At 71.6% G+C, this 20,297-nt stretch carries 18 protein-coding genes; 10 read left to right on the top strand and 8 right to left on the bottom strand.

Annotated features, from left to right (window positions below; genetic code table 11):
- Nucleotides 1-451, bottom strand: a 451-nt coding sequence (locus tag C3488_RS26160) for a LacI family DNA-binding transcriptional regulator (RefSeq protein ID WP_146067922.1), incomplete at its 3' end; no start/stop codon positions are given.
- 110 nt (nt 452-561) lie between these two features.
- Here C3488_RS26160 and C3488_RS26155 point away from each other — a divergent pair.
- Entirely contained in the window at nt 562-1,716 is a 1,155-nt protein-coding gene (locus C3488_RS26155) for a Gfo/Idh/MocA family protein (RefSeq protein WP_103843363.1), read from the top strand.
- A gap of 10 nt (nt 1,717-1,726) precedes the next feature.
- Here the strand turns inward: C3488_RS26155 and C3488_RS26150 are convergent, their stop codons facing one another.
- The 6 genes from C3488_RS26150 to iolC form a co-directional block, all read right to left on the bottom strand.
- The gene (locus tag C3488_RS26150) at nt 1,727-2,527 is read right to left on the bottom strand and encodes a GntR family transcriptional regulator (protein WP_103843362.1); all 801 of its coding nucleotides are present in this window, start codon (nt 2,525-2,527) and stop codon (nt 1,727-1,729) included.
- Between the two features lie 79 nt (nt 2,528-2,606).
- Entirely contained in the window at nt 2,607-4,100 is a 1,494-nt protein-coding gene (locus C3488_RS26145) for a CoA-acylating methylmalonate-semialdehyde dehydrogenase (protein WP_103843361.1), read from the bottom strand.
- 35 nt (nt 4,101-4,135) lie between these two features.
- Entirely contained in the window at nt 4,136-6,010 is a 1,875-nt protein-coding gene (iolD, locus tag C3488_RS26140) for a 3D-(3,5/4)-trihydroxycyclohexane-1,2-dione acylhydrolase (decyclizing) (RefSeq protein ID WP_103843360.1), read from the bottom strand.
- Nucleotides 6,010-6,894, bottom strand: a complete 885-nt coding sequence (iolB, locus tag C3488_RS26135) for a 5-deoxy-glucuronate isomerase (RefSeq protein WP_103843370.1) — start codon at nt 6,892-6,894, stop codon at nt 6,010-6,012. The genes iolD and iolB overlap by 1 nt, the downstream gene beginning before the upstream one ends.
- Nucleotides 6,895-6,980: 86 nt before the next feature.
- A complete protein-coding gene (locus C3488_RS26130; RefSeq protein WP_103843359.1) occupies nt 6,981-7,859 on the bottom strand; it encodes a deoxyribose-phosphate aldolase in 879 nt (292 codons plus the stop codon).
- 60 nt (nt 7,860-7,919) lie between these two features.
- Nucleotides 7,920-8,876 (bottom strand): 5-dehydro-2-deoxygluconokinase, encoded by a 957-nt coding sequence (gene iolC, locus C3488_RS26125; RefSeq protein WP_103843358.1) that lies wholly within the window; start codon nt 8,874-8,876, stop codon nt 7,920-7,922.
- A 311-nt stretch (nt 8,877-9,187) separates the two neighbouring features.
- On the opposite strand from iolC, the gene C3488_RS26120 reads away from it, so the two are divergent.
- From C3488_RS26120 to C3488_RS26100, 5 genes are read left to right on the top strand one after another with little or no spacing between them, the layout of a single operon-like run.
- Nucleotides 9,188-10,210 carry a sugar ABC transporter substrate-binding protein gene (locus C3488_RS26120; protein WP_103843357.1) on the top strand — a complete coding sequence of 341 codons (1,023 nt, stop codon included), beginning with the start codon at nt 9,188-9,190 and terminating at the stop codon, nt 10,208-10,210.
- A 4-nt stretch (nt 10,211-10,214) separates the two neighbouring features.
- Nucleotides 10,215-11,285, top strand: coding sequence for an ABC transporter permease (locus C3488_RS26115; RefSeq protein ID WP_103843356.1), 1,071 nt, complete (start codon nt 10,215-10,217; stop codon nt 11,283-11,285).
- Nucleotides 11,286-11,290: 5 nt separating this feature from the next.
- On the top strand, nt 11,291-12,193 hold the full coding sequence (locus tag C3488_RS26110; RefSeq protein ID WP_103843369.1) for an ATP-binding cassette domain-containing protein: 903 nt from the start codon (nt 11,291-11,293) through the stop codon (nt 12,191-12,193).
- Between the two features lies 1 nt (nt 12,194).
- Nucleotides 12,195-13,103 carry a sugar phosphate isomerase/epimerase gene (locus C3488_RS26105; protein ID WP_103843355.1) on the top strand — a complete coding sequence of 303 codons (909 nt, stop codon included), beginning with the start codon at nt 12,195-12,197 and terminating at the stop codon, nt 13,101-13,103.
- A 23-nt stretch (nt 13,104-13,126) separates the two neighbouring features.
- Complete coding sequence (locus C3488_RS26100) at nt 13,127-14,146, top strand: Gfo/Idh/MocA family protein (protein WP_103843354.1); 1,020 nt, start codon at nt 13,127-13,129, stop codon at nt 14,144-14,146.
- Nucleotides 14,147-14,222: 76 nt separating this feature from the next.
- On the opposite strand, the gene C3488_RS42410 is transcribed toward C3488_RS26100, so the two are convergent.
- Complete coding sequence (locus tag C3488_RS42410) at nt 14,223-14,882, bottom strand: hypothetical protein (protein ID WP_308460691.1); 660 nt, start codon at nt 14,880-14,882, stop codon at nt 14,223-14,225.
- 265 nt (nt 14,883-15,147) lie between these two features.
- Here C3488_RS42410 and C3488_RS26090 point away from each other — a divergent pair, with 265 nt between their 5' ends.
- From C3488_RS26090 to C3488_RS26075, 4 genes are read left to right on the top strand one after another with little or no spacing between them, the layout of a single operon-like run.
- The gene (locus C3488_RS26090; RefSeq protein WP_103843352.1) at nt 15,148-15,981 is read left to right on the top strand and encodes a M55 family metallopeptidase; all 834 of its coding nucleotides are present in this window, start codon (nt 15,148-15,150) and stop codon (nt 15,979-15,981) included.
- Nucleotides 15,974-17,278: a M20/M25/M40 family metallo-hydrolase gene (locus C3488_RS26085; protein WP_103843351.1), complete on the top strand. Its 1,305-nt coding sequence runs from the start codon at nt 15,974-15,976 to the stop codon at nt 17,276-17,278. Before C3488_RS26090 ends, C3488_RS26085 begins: the two co-directional genes overlap by 8 nt.
- Nucleotides 17,279-17,283: 5 nt before the next feature.
- Nucleotides 17,284-19,257 carry a prolyl oligopeptidase family serine peptidase gene (locus C3488_RS26080; RefSeq protein ID WP_103843350.1) on the top strand — a complete coding sequence of 658 codons (1,974 nt, stop codon included), beginning with the start codon at nt 17,284-17,286 and terminating at the stop codon, nt 19,255-19,257.
- Nucleotides 19,254-20,177 carry an LD-carboxypeptidase gene (locus C3488_RS26075; RefSeq protein WP_103843349.1) on the top strand — a complete coding sequence of 308 codons (924 nt, stop codon included), beginning with the start codon at nt 19,254-19,256 and terminating at the stop codon, nt 20,175-20,177. Before C3488_RS26080 ends, C3488_RS26075 begins: the two co-directional genes overlap by 4 nt.
- Nucleotides 20,178-20,297: the final 120 nt, after the last annotated feature.

Genomic DNA, 20,297 nt, shown 5'->3' with positions numbered 1-20,297 from the left:
CCGGCTCGCGCGCCCCGGCGACGACGGTGGGGACCCGGGCGGCGGCCTGGCGCAGTGCCTCGGAGGGCGGCAGGGTCCCCACCGCGATCAGCCCGTCGACCCGCAGGTCCGTGAAGGTGCGGGTCAGGTCCTCGCCGAGGCGCCGGTTGAGGTGGCCGTCGGCCAGCAGCATCCGCAGACCGGCGTCGTGCAGCCGGGAGTTCAGGCCGTCGAGCAGCTCCACGAACCAGGGGTTGCGCATGTCGTTGAGCAGGACGCCGACCGTGCGGGTGCGGCGCTCGCTCAGGCTGCGCGCGGCGGCGTTGGGCCGGTACCCCAGCTCCTCGACGGCGGCCAGCACCGCCCGCCGCTTCTCGGGGCGCACCTGGTCGGAACCGCGCAGCACCAGGGAGACCAGCGACTTCGACACTCCGGCCCGTTCGGCCACATCGCGGATCGTCGGCGGTCTCATGTCTGGACCGTTCCATACGGTGGACGCGCTTGTCAAAGGGATTGACAAGGAGGTGTATGCCCTCCAGTGTGGGCCGCGCACGTTCTGGAACGGTCCAAAGAGGGGCAGTCATGGTGAGTACGCTCGGCGTCGCCGTCGTCGGATTCGGCTGGATGGGGCGGGTGCACACCCAGGCGTATGTCCGCCTGCCGCACCACTTCCCGCAGCTGCGCCTGCGCCCCGAACTGGTCGCCGTCGCCGACGAGGTTCCAGGCCGGGCGGAGGAGGCCGCCGCTCGGTACGGCTTCGCGACCGCCGTCCGGGACTGGCGTGAGATCGCCGCCGATCCACGGGTGCGGGCGGTGAGCATCGCCGCCCCGAACTTCCTGCACCGCGAGATCGGCGTCGCCATGGCCGAGGCGGGCAAGCACATCTGGATCGAGAAGCCGGTCGGCCTGACCGCCGAGGACGCCCGCGCGGTGGCGGGCGCCGTCGCCAAGGCAGGTGTCCAGGGCACGGTCGGCTTCAATTACCGGGGCGCGCCCGCCGTCGCCACCGCCCGTGAACTGATCGCCGACGGTGAGATCGGCACCGTGACCCACGTCCGCATCCGCCTCTTCAGCGACTACGCCGCCCACCCCGAGGGCGCCCTGACCTGGCGCTACGAGCGGGAGCGCGGCGGCAGCGGAGTCCTCGGCGACCTCGCCTCGCACGGCGTGGACCTGGCCCGCTTCCTGCTCGGCGAGATCGAGTCGCTGGCCGCCGACACGGCCGTCTTCATCCCCGAACGCGCCCGTCCCACCGGCGCCACCGCCGGTCACACCCGAGCGACCGGCGGCGAGCCGGGCCCCGTGGAGAACGAGGACTACGTCAGCTGCCTGCTGCGCTTCGCCTCCGGCGCCCGCGGCGTGCTGGAGGCGAGCCGGGTCTCGGTCGGCGAACAGAACAACTACGGCTTCGAGGTCCACGGCACCAAGGGCGCCCTCTTCTGGGACTTCCGCCGCATGGGCGAACTCGGCGTCAGCCGCGGTACGGCCTACCAGGACCAGCCCGTCAGCACCCTCTACGTCGGCCCCGGGCACGGTGAGTACGGCGCCTTCCAGCCCGGCTCGGCCAACGGCATGGGCTACGACGACCTCAAGGTCATCGAGGCGTACCACTTCCTGCGCTCCGTCGCGGAGGGCACCGCCCACGGCCCGACCCTGGAGGACGCCGTGCGCAGCGCCGCAGCCCTGGACGCCATGAGCCGCTCGGCCGAGCGGCGCGGCTGGGTGGACCTGGCGTGAGCCCGGCCGGTCAGGGCCGCACCAGCAGCTGGAAGTCGAAGGAGTAGCGCGAGGCGCGGTAGATGTGGGTGCCGTACTCGACGGCGCGACCGGTGTCGTCGTACGCCGTGCGCTGCATGGTCAGCAGGGCCGCGCCCTCCGGCTCGCCGAGCCGCTCGGCCTCCTCGGCGGTGGCGCAGCGGGCGCCGACGGTCTGCCGGGCGCTGTGCAGGGTGACGCCGACGCTCCGCAGCATCCGGTACAGGCCCGTGGCCTGGAGCCGTTCGGTGTCGAGGTCCAGCAGTCCGGTCGGCACGTAGTTGGACAGGAACGCCATCGGCTCTCCGTGGGCGAGGCGCAGGCGCTCCAGGCGGTGCACCTCGCCGCCCTCGGCGATCCCGAGCGCGGCGGCGACCTCGGCGGAAGCCCGCACCACCTCGTTGCGCAGCACCTGGGTCGCCGGCTTCTGTCCCGCGGACTCCAGGTCGTCGTAGAGACTGCTCAGCTCCAGGGGGCGCTTGACCTGGCTGTGCACCACCTGCGTGCCCACGCCCCGGCGGCGGACCAGCAGGCCCTTGTCGACCAGCGACTGGATGGCCTGGCGCACCGTGGGCCGGGACAGGCCGAGCCGTCCGGCGAGCTCGATCTCGTTGCCCAGCAGGCTGCCCGGGCCCAGCGCCCCGTGCTCGATCGCCGCCTCCAGCTGTTGCGCCAGCTGGTAGTAGAGGGGGACCGGGCTGCTGCGGTCGAGGGCGAAGTCGAGGGCGTCGGGTGCGGAAGTGGTCACAGCGGGAGAATATGCCGCCGACCGGTTGACCGGAACACTTGTCATCATCTTGTCCTGACAATCGGGGAAAGTGCGGCCGGTGCGGGAGGCCACACGCCCGCTCCCGCACCGGCCGCCGCTCTCATCAGGAGTTGCTGGGGAACCCGAGGTTGATGCCGCCGTCGGCCGGGTCCGGCCAGCGCGTGGTGATCACCTTGCCCTGGGTGTAGAAGGCGACGCCGTCGTTGCCGTAGATGTGCAGGTCACCGAAGAGCGAGTCCTTCCAGCCACCGAAGGAGTGGTAGCCGACGGGCACCGGGATCGGCACGTTGACGCCGACCATGCCCGCCTGGACCTCCAGCTGGAAGCGACGGGCCGCGCCGCCGTCCCGGGTGAAGATCGCGGTGCCGTTGCCCCAGCGGGAGCTGTTGATCAGCTTGATGGCGTCGTCGTAGGTGTCGGCGCGCACCACGCACAGGACGGGGCCGAAGATCTCGTCCTTGTACGCGTCAGCCGTCACCGGCACCTTGTCCAGCAGCGACACGCCGATGAAGAAGCCGTCCTCATGACCGTCGACCGAGTAGCCCGTACCGTCGACCACGACCTCGGCGCCCTGCTCCGCCGCGCTCGCCACGTACGACGCCACCTTGTCGCGGTGCTCGCGCGTGATCAGCGGCCCCATCTCCGAGGCCGGGTCGTTGCCGGGGCCGATGCGGAGGTTCTTCGCGCGCTCGGCGATCTTCGCCACCAGCTCGTCACCGGTGTCGCCCACCGCCACGACCACGGACACGGCCATGCAGCGCTCGCCCGCCGAGCCGTAGGCCGCGTTGATCGCCTGGTCGGCGGCGAAGTCCAGGTCCGCGTCCGGCAGGACCAGCATGTGGTTCTTGGCGCCGCCGAGGGCCTGCACGCGCTTGTCGTGCTCGACCGCCTTGAGATGGATGTACTTGGCGATCGGCGTGGAGCCGACGAAGGAGACCGCCGCGACGTCCGGGTGCTCCAGGAGCCGGTCGACGGCCACCTTGTCGCCCTGGACGATGTTGAACACGCCGTCCGGCAGGCCCGCCTCGGCGAGCAGCTCGGCGAGGCGGAAGGAGGCCGAGGGGTCCTTCTCGCTGGGCTTGAGCACGAAGGTGTTGCCGGTCGCGATGGCGATCGGGAACATCCACATCGGGACCATCGCCGGGAAGTTGAACGGCGTGATGCCGGCGACGACGCCGAGCGGCTGGCGGATCGAGGCGACGTCGACCCGGGTGGAGACCTGGGTGGACAGCTCACCCTTGAGCTTCTCGGAGATGCCGCAGGCCAGCTCCACGATCTCCATGCCGCGCGCGACCTCGCCGAGCGCGTCGGAGTGGACCTTGCCGTGCTCCGCGGTGATCAACTCGGCGATCTCGTCGCGGTGCGCGTCCAGCAGCTCGCGGAACTTGAACAGGACCGCCGTGCGCTTGGCGAGCGAGCTCTGTCCCCAGCTCTCGAACGCGGCCTTGGCCGTGGCGACCGCGGCGTCGACCTCGTCGACCGTGGCCAACGCGATCTGCTTCTCCTGGGCGCCGGTGGCCGGGTTGTAGACCGGGCCGAAGCGGCCCGAGGTGCCCTCGACGGGCTTGCCGCCGATCCAGTGGTTGATGGTCTTCATGGTGCGGGAGGGGACCTTTCGTTCAGCGGGGCAAGTCAGAGGTGGCGTCGGCGGTCGGCGGCGTGCCGGTCGTAGCGCTCACGGGCGGACACGGCGGACTCGCGGGTGGCGACCTCGGCGACGGGCACGTCCCACCAGGCCTCGGCGGGCGGAGCGGTGGGCGTCGGGTCGGTCTCGACGTAGACGCAGGTCGGCCGGTCGGAGGCGCGGGCCGCGGCGAGCGCGTCGCGCAGTTCCCGTACGGTCTTGGCGCGCAGCACGTCCATGCCGAGGCTGGCGGCGTTGGCGGCGAGGTCCACCGGGAGCGGGGCCCCGGTGAAGGTGCCGTCGGCGGCCCGGTAGCGGTAGGCGGTGCCGAACCGCTCGCCGCCGGTCTCCTCCGACAGGCCGCCGATGGAGGCGTAGCCGTGGTTCTGGATCAGGACCAGGTTGACCGGCAGGCCCTCCTGGACCGCGGTGACGATCTCCGTCGGCATCATCAGGTAGGTGCCGTCGCCGACCAGCGACCACACCGCCGTGCCGGGAGCGGCCTGCTGGACGCCGATGCCGGCCGGGATCTCGTAGCCCATGCAGGAGTAGCCGTACTCCAGGTGGTACTGGCGCGGCGAGCGGGCCCGCCACAGCTTGTGCAGGTCGCCGGGGAGCGAGCCGGCCGCGTTGATCACCACGTCGTCGTCGCCCACGACCGCGTCCAGGGCGCCGAGGACCTGCGTCTGGGTCGGCACGGAGCTCTCGTCGTCCGCGCGGTAGGCGGACTGGACGACCTGCTCCCAGCGCTCCTTGCCCGCGCGGTACTCGGCCTCGTACGCCTCGCTCACCCGATGGCCGGCCAGGCCCTCGGCGAGTGCCGTGAGGCCCGCCCGGGCGTCCGCGACCAGCGTCAGCGCCGCGAGCTTGTGGGCGTCGAAGGCCGTGACGTTGAGGTTGACGAACCGCACGCCGGGGTTCTGGAACAGCGTGTTCGACGCGGTGGTGAAGTCGCTGTAGCGGGTGCCGACGCCGATGACCAGATCGGCGGTGCGGGCGATGTCGTCGCAGACCGCCGTGCCGGTGTGGCCGATTCCGCCGAGGTCGGCGGGGTGGTCGTGGCGCAGCGAGCCCTTGCCGGCCTGGGTGGAGGCGACCGGGATGCCGGTCGCGTCCACCAGCGCCTTGAGGGCTTCCTCGGCCTCGCTGTGGTGGACGCCGCCGCCCGCCACGATCAGCGGGCGCTCGGCTTCGCGGATCGCGCGCACCGCCTCCGCCAGCTCCAACGGGTCGGGGGCCGGACGGCGTACGTGCCACACGCGCTCGGCGAAGAACTCCTCCGGCCAGTCGTACGCCTCCGCCTGCACGTCCTGCGGCATGGCCAGGGTGACCGCGCCGGTCTCCGCCGGGTCGGCGAGGACCCGCATGGCGTTCAGTGCGGACGGGATGAGCATCTCGGGGCGGGTGATCCGGTCGAAGTAGCGGGAGACCGGGCGCAGCGTGTCGTTGACCGACACATCGGCCTCGACCGGGTGCTCCAGCTGCTGGAGCAGCGGGTCGGCGGCGCGGGTGGCGAAGTAGTCGCCGGGCAGCAGCAGCACCGGCAGGCGGTTGATCGTGGCCAGGGCCGCCCCGGTGACCAGGTTGGTGGCGCCCGGGCCGATGGAGGTGGTGACCGCCTGTGCCGAGAGCCGGTTGAGCTGGCGGGCGTAGCCGACGGCGGCGTGCACCATGGCCTGTTCGTTGCGGCCCTGGTGGAAGGGCATGGCGCTCTCGCCGGCCTCGAGCAGCGCCTGGCCGATGCCGGCGACGTTGCCGTGGCCGAAGATGCCCCAGGTGCCGGCGATCAGGCGGTGGCGTACGCCGTCGCGCTCGGTGTACTGCGCGGACAGGAACCGCACCAGCGCCTGGGCGACGGTCAGACGGCGGGTAGTGCTGCTCATCAGGGCTTCTCCGGTGCCGTGTAGAGGGGGAGACGGGGGTCGACCGGCTGGGCCGGCCAGGTGTCGCGGATCCACGCGTGGTCGGGGTGGTCGCAGATCAGCCAGGCGCGGTCGGGGTCGGGGCCCGCCATGACGTTGAGGTAGTACATGTCGTGGCCGGGCACGGCCATGGACGGTCCGTGCCAGCCGTCCGGGATGAGCACGACGTCACCGTCGCGCACCTCGGCCAGCACGTCCGTGCCGGTGCTGTGGCCGGACGGGGAGACCCGCTGGTAGCCGAGTCCGGGGGTGCCCTCGTGGGCGGCGAACTCGAAGTAGTAGATCTCCTCCAGCTCCGACTCCTCGCCGGGCCGGTGCTCGTCGTGCTTGTGCGGCGGGAAGGACGACCAGTTGCCGCCCGGGGTGATCACCTCCACGGCGATGAGCTTGTCGCACTCGAACACGCCCGCCGCGCCGAAGTTGTTGACCTGGCGGGAGCAGTTGCCGGTGCCGCGCAGCTCGACCGGGACGGACGAGGCGGGCGCGTAACGGGCGGGCAGCCTGCGCTCGCAGCGGGCGCCGGTGAGCGCGAAGCGGCCGCCGTCGCGGGACGCGATCGAGACCTGGGCGTCGCGCGGCACGTACGCGAAGTCGCTGACACCGCTGAACACGCTCTCGCGGCCGTGCAGCCGAAACGTGTCACCGCCGACGGCGACGGTGCATGAGCCCGACAGCGGGAGCACGATCCACTCGCTGTCGCCGGTGTCGAAGGAGTGCCAGCCGCCGGACGGCAGTTCGAGCACCTTCAGGCTGGAGTAGCCCCAGCCGGCCGACTCGGGGGTGACGTCGACCGAGTAGGCGCCGGTTGCGGCCTTGCCCGCGGGGAGGTGGTGCGCGGTGGTCATGATGCCCTTCTTCGTGGCGTTCGGGACGTTCATGGCGTCGGGACGCTCGTGGCGTCGTGGCGTCCGGGCGAGGACTCGGGGCGGTGTCACAGCAGCCCGACCGCGGTGTCCACCGCGGTCTCCACACTGCCCTCCGCGGGGTACAGCAGGGACCGTCCGACGACCATCCCCTGCACGGTGGGCAGACGCAGCGCCTTGCGCCACTTCTCGTAGGCGCCCTCCTGGTCCTTGCCGACCTCGCCGCCGAGGAGCACGGCGGGCAGCGTGGAGGCCTCCAGCGCCTCGGCCATGTCGTCGATGTCGTCGGTGACGGGCAGTTTCAGCCAGGTGTAGGCGGAGGTGCCGCCGAGACCGGAGGCGATGGCGATGGACCGGGTGACGGCCTCGCCGCTGAGGTCGTTGCGCACCCGGCCGTCGATACGGCGGGATATGAACGGTTCGACGAACAGCGGCAGCCGGCGCGCCGCCATGTCGTCCACCGCTCTGGCGGTGGACTCCAGGGTCGCCAGGGAGCCCGCGTCGTCGTAGTCGATGCGCAGCAGCAGCTTGCCCGCGTCGAAGCGGAGGCGCTCGATGTCCTCGGCGCGGTGTCCGGTGAAGCGGTCGTCCATCTCGAAGGACGCGCCGGCGAGACCGCCGCGGTTCATGGAGCCCATGACGACCTTGCCGTCCAGGACGCCGAGGAGCAGCAGGTCCTCCAGGATGTCCGCGGTGGCCAGCACCCCGTCCACGCCGGGCCGGGACAGCGCGATGCACAGGCGCTCCAGCAGGTCGGCGCGATTGGCCATGGCCAGGTGCTGGTCGCCGACGCCGAGGGCGCCGCGGGCCGGGTGGTCGGCGGCCACGATCATGAGGCGGCCGCTGTCGCCGATCAGCGGGCGGCGGACACGGCGGGCGGCGGCCTCGGCGATGGCCTCCGGGCGCTGGGCGCGCACCGTGGCGAGGTCGGGGATGCTGATGCTCAAGACTGGCTCCGTTCAGGGGTGGCGGCCTGGGGCCGCGTGCGAGAGGCCTCGAGGCGGCGGTCAGCCGCGGGCGACGAGGTCGGCGACCTCCGACTCGGTCGGCATCGCGGAGGAGCAGGCGAGGCGGGAGGCGACGAGCGCGCCGGCCGCGTTGGCGTACCGCATGGTCTTCTCCAGCGGCCAGCCGGCGAGCAGCCCGTGGCACAGGGAGCCGCCGAAGGCGTCACCCGCGCCGAGTCCGTTGACGACCTCCACCGGCACGGGCGGCACCTCGGCGGTCGTCCCGTCGCGGTGCACCGCGAGGACGCCCTTGGGGCCCTGCTTGACGACCGCGAGCTGGACACCGGCCTCCAGCAGCGCCTCGGCGCAGGCCCGCGGTTCGCGTACGCCGGTGGCGATCTCGCACTCGTCGAGGTTGCCGACGGCCACCGTGGCGTGGCTCAGCGCCTCGCGGTAGTAGGGGCGTGCGGTCTCGGGGTCCTGCCAGAACATGGGACGCCAGTCCAGGTCGAACACCGTGATGCCGGCCTTGTCGCGGGCCTTGAGGGCGGCGAGCGTGGCCGAGCGGCTGGGCTCCTCGCTCAGGCCGGTGCCGGTGATCCAGAAGATCCGGGTCGAGCGGATGGCGAAGAAGTCCAGCTCGTCGGTGTGGATCTCCAGGTCGGGGGCCTTGGGGCGCCGGTAGAAGTACAGGGGGAAGTCGTCCGGCGGGAAGATCTCGCAGAACGTGATCGGGGTCGGGTAGGCGTCCACCGGCGTGACGAACCGGTCGTCTACGCCGAACTCCTTCAGCTGCTGGTGCAGATAGGTGCCGAAGGGGTCGTTGCCGGTCCGGGTGATCACCGCCGTGTCGCGGCCGAGACGCGCCGCGGCCACCGCCACGTTGGCCGCCGAGCCGCCGAGGAACTTTCCGAAGGTCTCGACCTGGGGGAGCGGCACACCGGTCTGCAGCGGGTAGAGATCGACCCCGATGCGGCCCATGGTGATGAGATCGAAATGTTCGGCAGGCTCAGGCATGTGCGACGCTCCTCATGCGGGGGATGCGGGCGACCGGGCGCCGGGAAGGCGGGCATCCGGCCCCGGATGCATCACAGGTGTAGGCCGCGCGAGGAGCCTCTGTCAAGGCTTTGTACTTACATTCGGACCTGATCCTGAAATGATGTCTTAACAAAGTATTGACAGGTGGGTGCGACAGGGGTTTGTATCCCGTCCCAGCGAAACCGCCGGTTCAACCGGCGTACGACCCGGACGTCCGCCCGGGCCCCGAGCGGGGTACCGTCCGGCACCGAACCCCCCTTCCCCGGTCGCACAGTGAGGTGCAGGTAAAGATGGACCGCACGTTTCACCCTCGCCGCTCCCACAGAGTCGCCCCAGTCCTCGCGCTGGCCGCCGCCTCCGCACTGCTCGTCGCCGGCTGCTCCAGCAGCTCCGGCGGAAAGAAGGCGGAGGACGCGGGCAACAACGTCTCCGCCGGCAAGGCCAGCACTCCTCAGATGACGGTGGCGCTGGTCACACACCAGGCGCCGGGCGACACCTTCTGGGACATCGTCCGCAAGGGAGCCGAGGCGGCGGCGGCCAAGGACAACATCAAGCTCGTCTACTCCAGCGACCCCAACGCGGGCAACCAGGCCAACCTGGTCCAGAACGCGATCGACCAGAAGGTCGACGGCATCGCCGTCACCCTCGCCAAGCCGGACGCGATGAAGGACGTCATCAGCAAGGCCACCCAGGCGAAGATACCCGTGGTCGGCCTGAACTCCGGTCTGAGCGACTGGAAGAAGCTGGGCCTGATGGAGTTCTTCGGGCAGGACGAGACGGTGGCGGGCGAGGCGTTCGGCAAGCGGCTCAACGAGCTGGGCGCCAAGAACACCGTGTGCGTGATCCAGGAGCAGGGGAACGTCGGCCTCACCCAGCGCTGTGACGGACTGAAGAAGACGTTCACCGGCAAGACGCAGATCCTGTACGTCAACGGCACCGACATGCCGTCCGTGAAGTCGACGATCAGCGCCAAGCTCAAGCAGGACAGCTCCATCGACTACGTGGCCACGCTGGGCGCGCCGTACGCACTGACCGCGGTGCAGTCGGTCTCCGACGCCGGCAGCAAGGCGAAGGTCGCCACCTTCGACCTGAACAAGGACCTGACCAACGCCATCAAGAAGGGCGACATCCAGTTCGCCGTCGACCAGCAGCCCTACCTGCAGGGCTACCTGGCAATCGACTCCCTGTGGCTCTACAAGAACAACGGCAACTACAGCGGTGGCGGCGAGCAGCCGGTGCTGACCGGCCCGGCCTTCGTCGACAAGTCCAACGTCGACACCATCGCGACGTTCGCCGCCAAGGGCACGAGGTGATCCCATGACTCAGCAGGCTGTGCCGGCGGTGTCCTCACCGCCGGCCTCCGGCCCCAAGGAACGCGACGGCCGGACCGTTCAGCGCTCCCTCGTGGTGCGGCTGCTCGCCCGGCCGGAGGTCGGCGTCTTCCTCGGCGCCGTCGCCGTGTTCGTCTTCTTCTTCGCCATGGCCCCCACGTTCCGCTCGGGCAGCGCCATGGCCACCGTCCTCTACCAGTCGTCCACCATCGGGATCATGGCTCTGCCCGTGGCCCTGCTGATGATCGGCGGCGAGTTCGACCTGTCGGCCGGTGTCGCGGTGATCACCTCGGCGCTGACCGCGGCCATGGTCAGCTTCCAGCTCACGATGAACGTCTGGGTCGGCGTTGTCGTCGCCCTCGTGGTCTCGCTCGCGATCGGCGCGTTCAACGGCTGGATGATGGTGCGCACCGGACTGCCCAGCTTCCTGGTCACCCTCGGCACCTTCCTCGGCCTGCAGGGCATCAACCTGGCCGTCACCAAACTCGTCACCGGCAACGTGGCGACCGACGACATCAGCGACATGGACGGCTTCAACCAGGCCAAGGCGGTCTTCTCGTCGAGCTTCACCGTCGGCGGCGTCCAGTTCAAGATCACCGTCCTGTGGTGGCTGCTCTTCGCGGCCCTGGCGACCTGGGTGCTGCTGCGCACCAAGTACGGCAACTGGATCTTCGCGGTCGGCGGTAACAAGGACAGCGCACGGGCCGTCGGTGTTCCGGTGAAGTTCACCAAGATCTCGCTGTTCATGCTGGTCGGCTTCGGCGCCTGGTTCGTCGGCATGCACCAGCTGTTCGCCTTCAACACCGTCCAGTCCGGCGAGGGCGTCGGCCAGGAGCTGATCTACATCGCGGCGGCGGTCATCGGCGGCTGCCTGCTCACCGGCGGCTACGGTTCGGCGATCGGTCCCGTCTTCGGTGCCTTCATGTTCGGCATGGTCAGCCAGGGCATCGTCTACGCCGGCTGGAACCCGGACTGGTTCAAGGCCTTCCTCGGCGTGATGCTCCTCGGCGCCACGCTCATCAATCTGTGGGTCCAGAAGTCCGCGACCCGGAGGTGACCACCATGACGACCGCTGACCTCGACCAGAACAACGGCACGGCCACCCCGGCGGACCGGGCGCCCATCGTGGAACTGCGCGGCGCCGGCAAGGCTTACGGCAACATCCGGGCCCTGCACGGCGTCGACCTCGCCGTCCACCCCGGCAGGGTCACCTGCGTCCTCGGCGACAACGGCGCCGGCAAGTCCACCCTCATCAAGATCGTCTCCGGGCTGCACCAGCACACCGAGGGCGAGTTCCTCGTCGACGGCGAGCCGGTGAGGTTCACCACCCCGCGTGACGCCCTCGACAAGGGCATCGCCACCGTCTACCAGGACCTCGCGACCGTGCCGCTGATGCCGGTGTGGCGCAACTTCTTCCTCGGCTCCGAGATGACCAAGGGCCCCTGGCCCTTCCGCCGCCTCGACATCGCCCGTATGAAGAAGACCGCGGACGAGGAGCTGCGGAACATGGGCATCGTCCTGGACGACCTCGAGCAGCCCATCGGCACCCTGTCCGGTGGTCAGCGCCAGTGCGTCGCCATCGCCCGCGCCGTCTACTTCGGCGCCCGCGTCCTCATCCTGGACGAGCCCACCGCCGCACTCGGCGTCAAGCAGTCCGGTGTGGTGCTGAAGTACGTCGCAGCCGCCCGCGACCGCGGCCTGGGCGTCATCTTCATCACCCACAACCCGCACCACGCCTACATGGTCGGCGATCACTTCAGCGTGCTGCGCCTGGGCACCCTCGAACTCTCCGCCTCGCGCAGCGAGGTCAGCCTCGAGGAACTCACCAACCACATGGCCGGTGGCGCCGAACTGGCCGCGCTCAAGCACGAGCTGGCGCAGGTCAGCGGCGTCGATGTCGAGGGGCTCCCGGAAGCGGAGGACCTCCAGGCACCTGTGGCGGCATCACCCGAAGGGAACTCCTGACATGACCACTGTCCCCTCCCTGGACCGCATCCGGGTGGGCTCCGCCCCGGACTCCTGGGGCGTCTGGTTCCCCGACGACCCCCAGCAGGTGCCCTGGGAACGCTTCCTGGACGAGGTGGCCGAGGCCGGCTACTCCTGGATCGAACTCGGCCCCTACGGCTACCTGCCGACCGACCCGGCGCGGCTCACCGACGAGGTGAACAAGCGGAACCTGAAGGTGTCGGCCGGCACGGTCTTCACCTCCCTGCACCGCGGACCGTCCGTGTGGGAGTCCACCTGGGAGCACGTCAGCCAGGTCGCGGCCCTCACCCAGGCCATGGACGCGAAGCACCTGGTGGTCATCCCCTCCTTCTGGCGGGACGACAAGACCGCCGAGATCCTCGAGCCCTCGGAACTGACCTCCGAGCAGTGGGCGCACCTGACCAAGGGCATGGAGCGGCTCGGCCACGAGGTCAAGGAGACCTACGGCCTCGACATCGTCGTCCACCCCCACGCCGACACCCACATCGACACCGAGGAGCACGTCGAGCGCTTCCTCGACTCCACGGACTCCGACCTCGTCAACCTCTGCCTGGACACCGGGCACTACGCCTACTGCGGCGGCGACAGCGTGAAGCTGATCGAGACCTACGGCGAGCGCATCGGCTATCTGCACCTCAAGCAGGTCGACCCGGACATCCTCGCCGACGTCGTCAGCAACGGGGTACCGTTCGGGCCCGCCGTGCAGCGCGGCGTGATGTGCGAGCCGCCGGCCGGCGTGCCCGCGCTGGAGCCGGTCCTGGCCGCAGCGCAGGGCCTGGGCGTCGACCTGTTCGCCATCGTCGAGCAGGACATGTACCCCTGCGAGCCGGACAAGCCGCTGCCCATCGCCGTCCGCACCCGCAAGTTCCTCCGCTCCTGCGGCGCCTGACCCCCGAAGGGACCAGCAACACCATGACTCAGCGTGGAACGCTCGGAGTCGCCGTCATCGGGACCGGCAGAATGGGCGCCGACCATGTGCGCCGCATCAACGAGGTGATCAGCGGGGCGCGGATGGCCGCCGTCGTGGACGTCGACGCGGAGCGGGCCAAGTCCGTCGCCGCGGGCGTCGAGGGCTGCACCGCCTACACCGAACCGGCCGCCGCGATGGCCGCCGCCGACGTCGACGCCGTTCTGATCGCCTCGCCCGGCCCCGCCCACGAGGCCGCCCTGCTCACCGCCTTCGAGCACGACCTGCCGGTGCTGTGCGAGAAGCCCCTCACCCCGGATGCGGCCTCCGCGCTGCGGATCCTCGACGCCGAGCAGAAGCTGGGTCACCGGCGCGTCCAGGTCGGCTTCATGCGGCGTTACGACGCCGAGTACATCAAGCTCAAGGCGCTGCTGGACAGCGGTCAGCTGGGCCGGCCGCTGATGCTGCACAACCGGCACCGCAACGCGGGCAGCCCGCCCGGCTTCACCGAGGCGATGCTCATCAACGACTCCGTCGTGCACGAGATGGACGTGACCCGCTGGCTGCTCGACCAGGAGATCACGGCGGTGACGGTGCTGCGCCCGACACCGTCGGGCAACGCGCCCGACGGGCTGTCCGACCCGCAGTTCGTCGTCTTCGAGACCGACGGCGGCGCGCTGGTCGACGTCGAGATCTTCGTCAACTGCGGCTTCGGCTACCAGGTGCAGGCCGAGGTGGTCTGCGAGTCGGGCACCGCCCGGATCGGGGACGGGCACGCCATGGTCACCAACATGGCGGGCCGCTGGGGCGGCACCATCGCCCCGGACTTCGTGGAGCGCTTCGCCGAGGCCTACGACCGCGAGGTGCAGGCCTGGGTCGACGCCACCCGGCGCGGCGAGGTCACCGGTCCGAGCGTGTGGGACGGCTACGCGGCGGCGGCGGTCTGCGAGGCGGGCGTGCGCGCGCAGGCCGAGGGCCGGCGCACGGAGGTTGAGCTGATCGAGCGTCCGGCGCTCTACCGCTGAGCGGCCGGGCGTCGCGGGATCGTCAAGTCGGCGCGTGACCGGTCGGGGGACCGGTCACGCGCCGTTGACCCGATCGTCAGCCGGTCTTGGCGCAGATCGCGTAGACGGAGGCCGTGAGGTGCGGCTCGTAGCCGCCGTTCGTGAACCCGGCGGTCCAGCCGACGGGCGTGGTGCCCGAGAGGATCGGGTTGGAGTGCAGCGCCGGACCATACGATTGGGCAGCGCCGTTGGGCAGGTACCAGCCGCCCCCGGTGGCGATCTCCCCGTCCGGGCAGGTGGCGTCGACGTCGACCATGTCCAGGACTCCGACGTCCTTCCTCACGGTGACCACGTGCACCCCCGCCAGACCGGGGGATCCGGCGGGTCCCTGCGGCCCTGTGGGTCCGGCCGGCCCGGCCGGGCCCTGCGGCCCGGTGTCTCCCTGCTGACCGGCCGGTCCCGCCGGCCCCTGTGTTCCGGTGTCCCCCTTCGGTCCGGCGGGTCCCTGCTCGCCCTTCGGTCCGGCGGGGCCCTGCTCGCCCTTCTGCGCCCAGGTGACGGACCGCTCGTCGGGCCGGCAGGCGGAGCCCGCCTCGACGAGGCGCAGGTTGCCGCTCGAGTTCACGCATCCCTGAATCGTGCCGTCCGCAGCGATGTACGACTGCTGCTCGTCGGTGGCCAACGCGAAGCTCGCGGACGTCACGAGCACGGCGGCGGCAGCAGCGGCCGCTGTGACGGCACGGCGAATGAAAGTCACTGGTCCCCCCAGGATCGTCAGCCCGTCGGCCGGATCATCCGGCCGACGCTTCACAACTATCGCACCGGAAACACACATTGACGACATGTGGTGGTGAGAGCCGACCGATCGCTCCGATCAGGGGGAGGCCATGGTCCGACACGCCGAGCGGACAGAGGGCGGCCGTCCGCGCATGACGGCCGCCCTTCCCCGAGGTGCCGAACGGCGGAGTCGGCCGTCTCGCCTTCGTAGCCTGCTTCCTCCCCGACGCGTAACGTGACGGAGCATGAAGATCCTCATCAGCGCCGACATGGAGGGCGCCACCGGTGTGACCTGGCCGGCCGACGTGTTGCCCGGGACGCCGCAGTGGGAGCGGTGCCGTGCGATGTTCACCTCCGACGTGAACGCCGCCGTGCTCGGCTTCCTCGACGGCGGTGCGGACGAGGTGCTGATCAACGAAGCCCACTGGACCATGCGCAATCTGCTCCTCGAGCGGTTGGACGAGCGGGCGCAGATGCTCACCGGGCGGCACAAGTCGCTGTCCATGGTGGAGGGCGTGCAGCACGGCGACGTGGACGGTGTGGCGTTCGTCGGCTACCACGCGGGGGCCGGTATGGAGGGGGTGCTGGCGCACACCTACCTCGCCAACTCCGTCACGGGGGTCTGGCTCAATGACGTCCGCGCCAGCGAGGGCCTGCTGAACGCGCACGTCGTCGCCGAGTACGGCGTGCCCGTCGTCCTCGTCACCGGCGACGACGTGGCCTGTGAGGACGCGCTCGGGTACGCACCCGAGGCGCTGAAGGTGGCGGTGAAGGACCATGTGTCGCGGTACGCGGCCGTCTGCCGCACCCCGGCCAGGACCGCCGCCGACATCCGCGCGGCGGCCAAGGAAGCCGCCTTGCTGGCGGTGCGTCACGAGCCGGTGGCTGCGGGGCCGTTCACCGTCGCGTTGGAGTTCGACGCCGAGCATCTGGCGATGGCCGCCACCGTCGTGCCGGGGGTGCACCGCATCGGCGAGCGGAAGGTGGCGTACACGAGCGCGACCATGTACGAGGGGATCCGGACGTTCAAGGCGGTCACCACGATCGTCTCGGCCGCGGTGGAGGAACAGTATGGCTGACCGGCAGGCACTCGACGAGGTCGTGCGCTTCACGTCCGACCTCATCCGCATCGACACCACCAACCGCGGCGGCGGCGACTGCCGGGAGCGGCCCGCCGCCGAGTACGCGGCCGAGCGCCTGGCCGAGGCCGGCCTGGAGCCGGTGCTCCTGGAGCGCACGCCGGGCCGGACGAACGTCGTCGCGCGCCTCGAGGGCACCGACCCCTCCGCCGACGCCCTGCTCGTCCACGGCCATCTCGACGTGGTGCCCGCCGAGGCCGCGGACTGGAGCGTGCCCCCTTTCTCCGGCGAGGTGCGCGACGGCGTGGTGTGGGGCCGGGGCGCGGTCGACATGAAGAACATGGACGCGATGATCCTCGCCGTCGTACGGCACTGGGCGCGCTCGGGCACCAGGCCCCGGCGCGACCTCGTCATCGCCTTCACCGCCGACGAGGAGGCCAGCGCCGAGGACGGCTCCGGATTCCTCGCGGACCGGCACGCGGACCTCTTCGAGGGATGCACGGAAGGCGTCAGCGAGTCGGGGGCGTTCACCTTCCACGACGGCGACGGACGGCAGATCTACCCGATCGCGGCCGGTGAGCGCGGCACCGGATGGCTGAAGCTGACCGCGCGCGGCCGGGCGGGCCACGGCTCCAAGGTCAACCACAGCAACGCGGTGACCCGGCTCGCCGCCGCGGTGACCCGCATCGGCGCCCACGAATGGCCGCTCCGGCTCACCCCCACCGTGCGCGCCGCGCTCACCGAACTCGCCGCCCTGTACGGGCTCGAGGCCGACCTCGACGACGTGGACGGCCTGCTGAAGAAGCTCGGCCCGGCCGCCACGCTCGTCGAGGCGACCGTCCGCAACAGCACCAACCCGACCATGCTGAGCGCCGGTTACAAGATCAACGTGATCCCGGGCGAGGCCGTCGCCCACGTCGACGGACGCTACCTGCCCGGCACCGAGGACGAGTTCCGTGCGACGCTGGACGAACTCACCGGGCCGGACGTGGACTGGGAGTTCCACCACCGCACGGTCGCCCTCCAGGCGCCCGTGGACTCGCCGACGTTCGCGCGGATGCGGGCCGCCGTCGAGGAGTTCGCGCCCGAGGGACACGTGGTGCCGTACTGCATGTCGGGCGGCACGGACGCCAAGCAGTTCTCCCGCCTCGGCATCACCGGCTACGGGTTCACGCCGCTGAAGCTCCCCGAGGGCTACGACTACCAGGCGATGTTCCACGGCGTCGACGAACGCGTGCCCGTGGAGGCGCTGCACTTCGGCGTCCGCGTCCTCGACCGCTTTCTGCGCACGGCCTAGGAGGGATGGGGGAGATGGTGCGGACCCTGCCGTACGGGGCATGGCCCTCGCCCGTCGACGCGGCCCTCGCCGCCGCGCACGGCGGACAGCCGGAGGCGGTCGGCTTCGTGGGCGAGGAGGCGTGGTGGACCGAACCCCGCCCCGCCGAGGGCGGCCGGCGCACCCTGGTCAGGCGCACGGCGGACGGCCGGGAGGTGTCGGTCCTGCCCCCGCCGTGGAACGTGCGCAGCCGGGTCATGGAGTACGGCGGCCGGCCCTGGGCCGGAGTGATGCGCCCCGAGGGGCCGCTCGTGGTGTTCGTGCACTTCGCGGACCAGCGGCTGTACGCCTACGAGCCCGCGACGCCGGGCAGCCGACCGCGCCCGCTCACCCCGCTGTCGCCGGTGGGCGGCGGACTGCGCTGGGTCGACCCCCGGCTGCACCTGGAACGTGGTGAAGTGTGGTGTGTGCTGGAGGAGTTCACCGGCGACGCGCCCACGGACGTGCGGCGGGTGCCGGCCGCCGTACCGCTGGACGGCTCGGCGGCCGAGGACCGGGACGCCGTCCGCGAACTCACCGACGCGCGCCACCGGTTCGTCACCGGACCCCGTCTCTCGCCGGACGGGCGCCGCGCGGCCTGGCTCGCCTGGGACCATCCGCGCATGCCGTGGGACGGCACCGAGCTGCTCGTCGCCGAGGTCACCGGCGAGGGGACGCTCCCGGAGCCGCGTACGGTCGCCGGCGGCCCCGAGGAGTCCATCGCCCAGGCCGAATGGGCGCCCGACGGATCCCTGCTGTACGTGAGCGACCGCACCGGCTGGTGGAACCTCTACCGGGACGGCACGCCGCTGTGCCCCCGCGAGGAGGAGTTCGGCGGGCCCCTGTGGAAGGTCGGACTGCAGTGGTTCGCGCCTCTGGACGACGGCACCGTCGCAGTGGTGCACGGCAGGGGAGCGGGCCGGCTCGGGATCCTCGACCCGGTCGGCGGCGAGGTCGTCGACGTGCCCGGACCCTGGACCGAGTTCGCCGCCACGCTCGCGGTGCACGGCAGCCGCGTCGTCGCCGTCGGTGCAGGCCCGCGCAGCGCGTACGAGGTCGTCGAACTGGACTCCGCCACCGGCCACGCCCGCGTGATCGGCGCGGCGCACGAGGATCCCGTCGACCCCGCCTACTACCCCGAGCCCCTGGTCCGCACCTTCAGCGGGCCCGGAGGCCGCGAGATCCACGCGCACATCCATCCGCCGCGCCACCCCGAGTGCGTCGCGCTCGACGGCGCGCCGCCGCCGTACGTCGTCTGGGCGCACGGCGGCCCGACGAGCCGCGCCCCCCTCGTCCTCGATCTGGAGATCGCCTACTTCACCTCGCGCGGCATCGGCGTAGCCGAGGTGAACTACGGCGGCTCCACCGGCTACGGCCGCGCGTACCGCGACCGGCTGCGCGGACAGTGGGGCGTCGTCGACGTCGAGGACTGCGCGGCCGTCGCGCTCGCCCTCGCCGACGAGGGCACCGCCGACCGCAGCCGGCTCGCCGTGCGCGGCGGCAGCGCCGGCGGCTGGACGGCGGCCGCTTCCCTGACGTCGACGGACGTGTACGCCTGCGGCACCATCGTCTACCCGGTCCTGGACCTGGCGAGCTGGGGCTCCGGGGAGACCCACGACTTCGAGTCGCGGTACCTGGAGACGCTGGTCGGACCGTATGCCGAGGTGCCCGGCCGGTACGCCGAGCGGTCGCCCGTCGAGCACGCCGACCGGATCACCGTCCCCTTCCTGCTGCTGCAGGGGCTCGAGGACCCCATCTGCCCGCCCGCGCAGTGCGAGCGGTTCCTGGCCCGGCTCCAGGGGCGGCGGATCCCGCACGCCTACCTCGCCTTCGCGGGCGAGGGGCACGGCTTCCGGCGGGCTGAGACGATGGTGCGTGCCCTGGAGGCCGAACTGTCCCTGTACGCGCAGGTCTTCGGGCTGAACCCGCCCGGCATCCCCACCCTGGAGCTCACCGAGTGACCCACCTGATCAGGCCGCCAAGACTCGCCCCCGGCGCCCGCGTGGCCGTCGTCGCGCCCAGCGGGCCCGTGATCGAGGAGCGGCTCGCCGCCGGCCTCGACATCCTGCGCGGCTGGGACCTGGACCCGGTCGTGGCCCCTCACGTGCTCGACCGGCATCCCGACTTCCCCTACCTCGCGGGCACGGACGCCGACCGCGCCGCCGACTTCCAGGCCGCCTGGTGCGATCCGGAGGTGTCTGCGGTGCTGTGCGCCCGCGGCGGGTACGGGGTGCAGCGCATGATGGACCTGCTCGACTGGGAGGCGCTGCGCGCCGCCGGACCCAAGGTGCTGGTCGGCTACAGCGACGTCACCGCGCTGCACGAGGCGTTCGCGTCCCGCCTCGGCCTGGTCACGCTGCACGGGCCGATGGTGGCGGCCGCCGACTTCCTCAAGAACACGCGGACGCAGGACCACCTGCGGGCGACCCTCTTCGAGCCGGAGTCCGTGCGGACCATCACCTCCTCCGGCACCGCGCTCGTGCCCGGCCGCGCCCGGGGCGTCACCTCCGGCGGGTGCCTGGCCCTGATCGCGGCCGAGCTGGGCACGCCGTACGCCCGCTCCCGGGAAACGGGCGGGCTGCTGCTGCTCGAGGACATCGGCGAGGAGGCGTACCGCGTCGACCGGCTCCTCACCCAGCTCCTGCGGTCGGGCCGGCTCGAGAGGGTCACCGGGATCGCGCTCGGCTCCTGGGAGGGGTGCGGCCCGTACGAGCGGCTGCGCGACGTCTTCACCGACCGGCTCGGGGGGCTGGGGATACCGGTGGTGGAGCGGTTCGGGTTCGGCCACGGCGAGGGAGCCCCGACGATGCCGCTCGGAGTCGCCGCGGAACTGGACGCGGACAACGGGACGCTCACGCTGGAGGTCCCGGCGCTGGCGTGACGGAGGCCACCCGTGCGCCCCGGCCTCCCGTGCGCCGCGGCCAGCGGTCTCCCGTGCGCCCTTCCGCGGTCACCCGTCCGGACCACCCGCCGGGCGGCGCCGGGCAGTTCCGCCCATCCT

It is taken from the genome of Streptomyces sp. Ru72 (assembly GCF_002920635.1).
Lineage (GTDB): Bacteria > Actinomycetota > Actinomycetes > Streptomycetales > Streptomycetaceae > Streptomyces.
This window is presented reverse-complemented; position numbering and strand designations above follow the sequence as displayed.

Bases quoted from the DNA above. Each gene is read 5' to 3' on its own strand.
- C3488_RS26155 (WP_103843363.1), top strand. From the start codon at position 562: ATGGTGAGTACGCTCGGCGTCGCCGTCGTCGGATTCGGCTGGATGGGG.
- C3488_RS26150 (WP_103843362.1), bottom strand. From the start codon at position 2,527: ATGACAAGTGTTCCGGTCAACCGGTCGGCGGCATATTCTCCCGCTGTG.
- C3488_RS26145 (WP_103843361.1), bottom strand. From the start codon at position 4,100: ATGAAGACCATCAACCACTGGATCGGCGGCAAGCCCGTCGAGGGCACC.
- iolD (WP_103843360.1), bottom strand. From the start codon at position 6,010: ATGAGCAGCACTACCCGCCGTCTGACCGTCGCCCAGGCGCTGGTGCGG.
- iolB (WP_103843370.1), bottom strand. From the start codon at position 6,894: ATGACCACCGCGCACCACCTCCCCGCGGGCAAGGCCGCAACCGGCGCC.
- iolC (WP_103843358.1), bottom strand. From the start codon at position 8,876: ATGCCTGAGCCTGCCGAACATTTCGATCTCATCACCATGGGCCGCATC.
- C3488_RS26120 (WP_103843357.1), top strand. From the start codon at position 9,188: ATGGACCGCACGTTTCACCCTCGCCGCTCCCACAGAGTCGCCCCAGTC.
- C3488_RS26115 (WP_103843356.1), top strand. From the start codon at position 10,215: ATGACTCAGCAGGCTGTGCCGGCGGTGTCCTCACCGCCGGCCTCCGGC.
- C3488_RS26110 (WP_103843369.1), top strand. From the start codon at position 11,291: ATGACGACCGCTGACCTCGACCAGAACAACGGCACGGCCACCCCGGCG.
- C3488_RS26105 (WP_103843355.1), top strand. From the start codon at position 12,195: ATGACCACTGTCCCCTCCCTGGACCGCATCCGGGTGGGCTCCGCCCCG.
- C3488_RS26100 (WP_103843354.1), top strand. From the start codon at position 13,127: ATGACTCAGCGTGGAACGCTCGGAGTCGCCGTCATCGGGACCGGCAGA.
- C3488_RS26090 (WP_103843352.1), top strand. From the start codon at position 15,148: ATGAAGATCCTCATCAGCGCCGACATGGAGGGCGCCACCGGTGTGACC.
- C3488_RS26085 (WP_103843351.1), top strand. From the start codon at position 15,974: ATGGCTGACCGGCAGGCACTCGACGAGGTCGTGCGCTTCACGTCCGAC.
- C3488_RS26080 (WP_103843350.1), top strand. From the start codon at position 17,284: ATGGGGGAGATGGTGCGGACCCTGCCGTACGGGGCATGGCCCTCGCCC.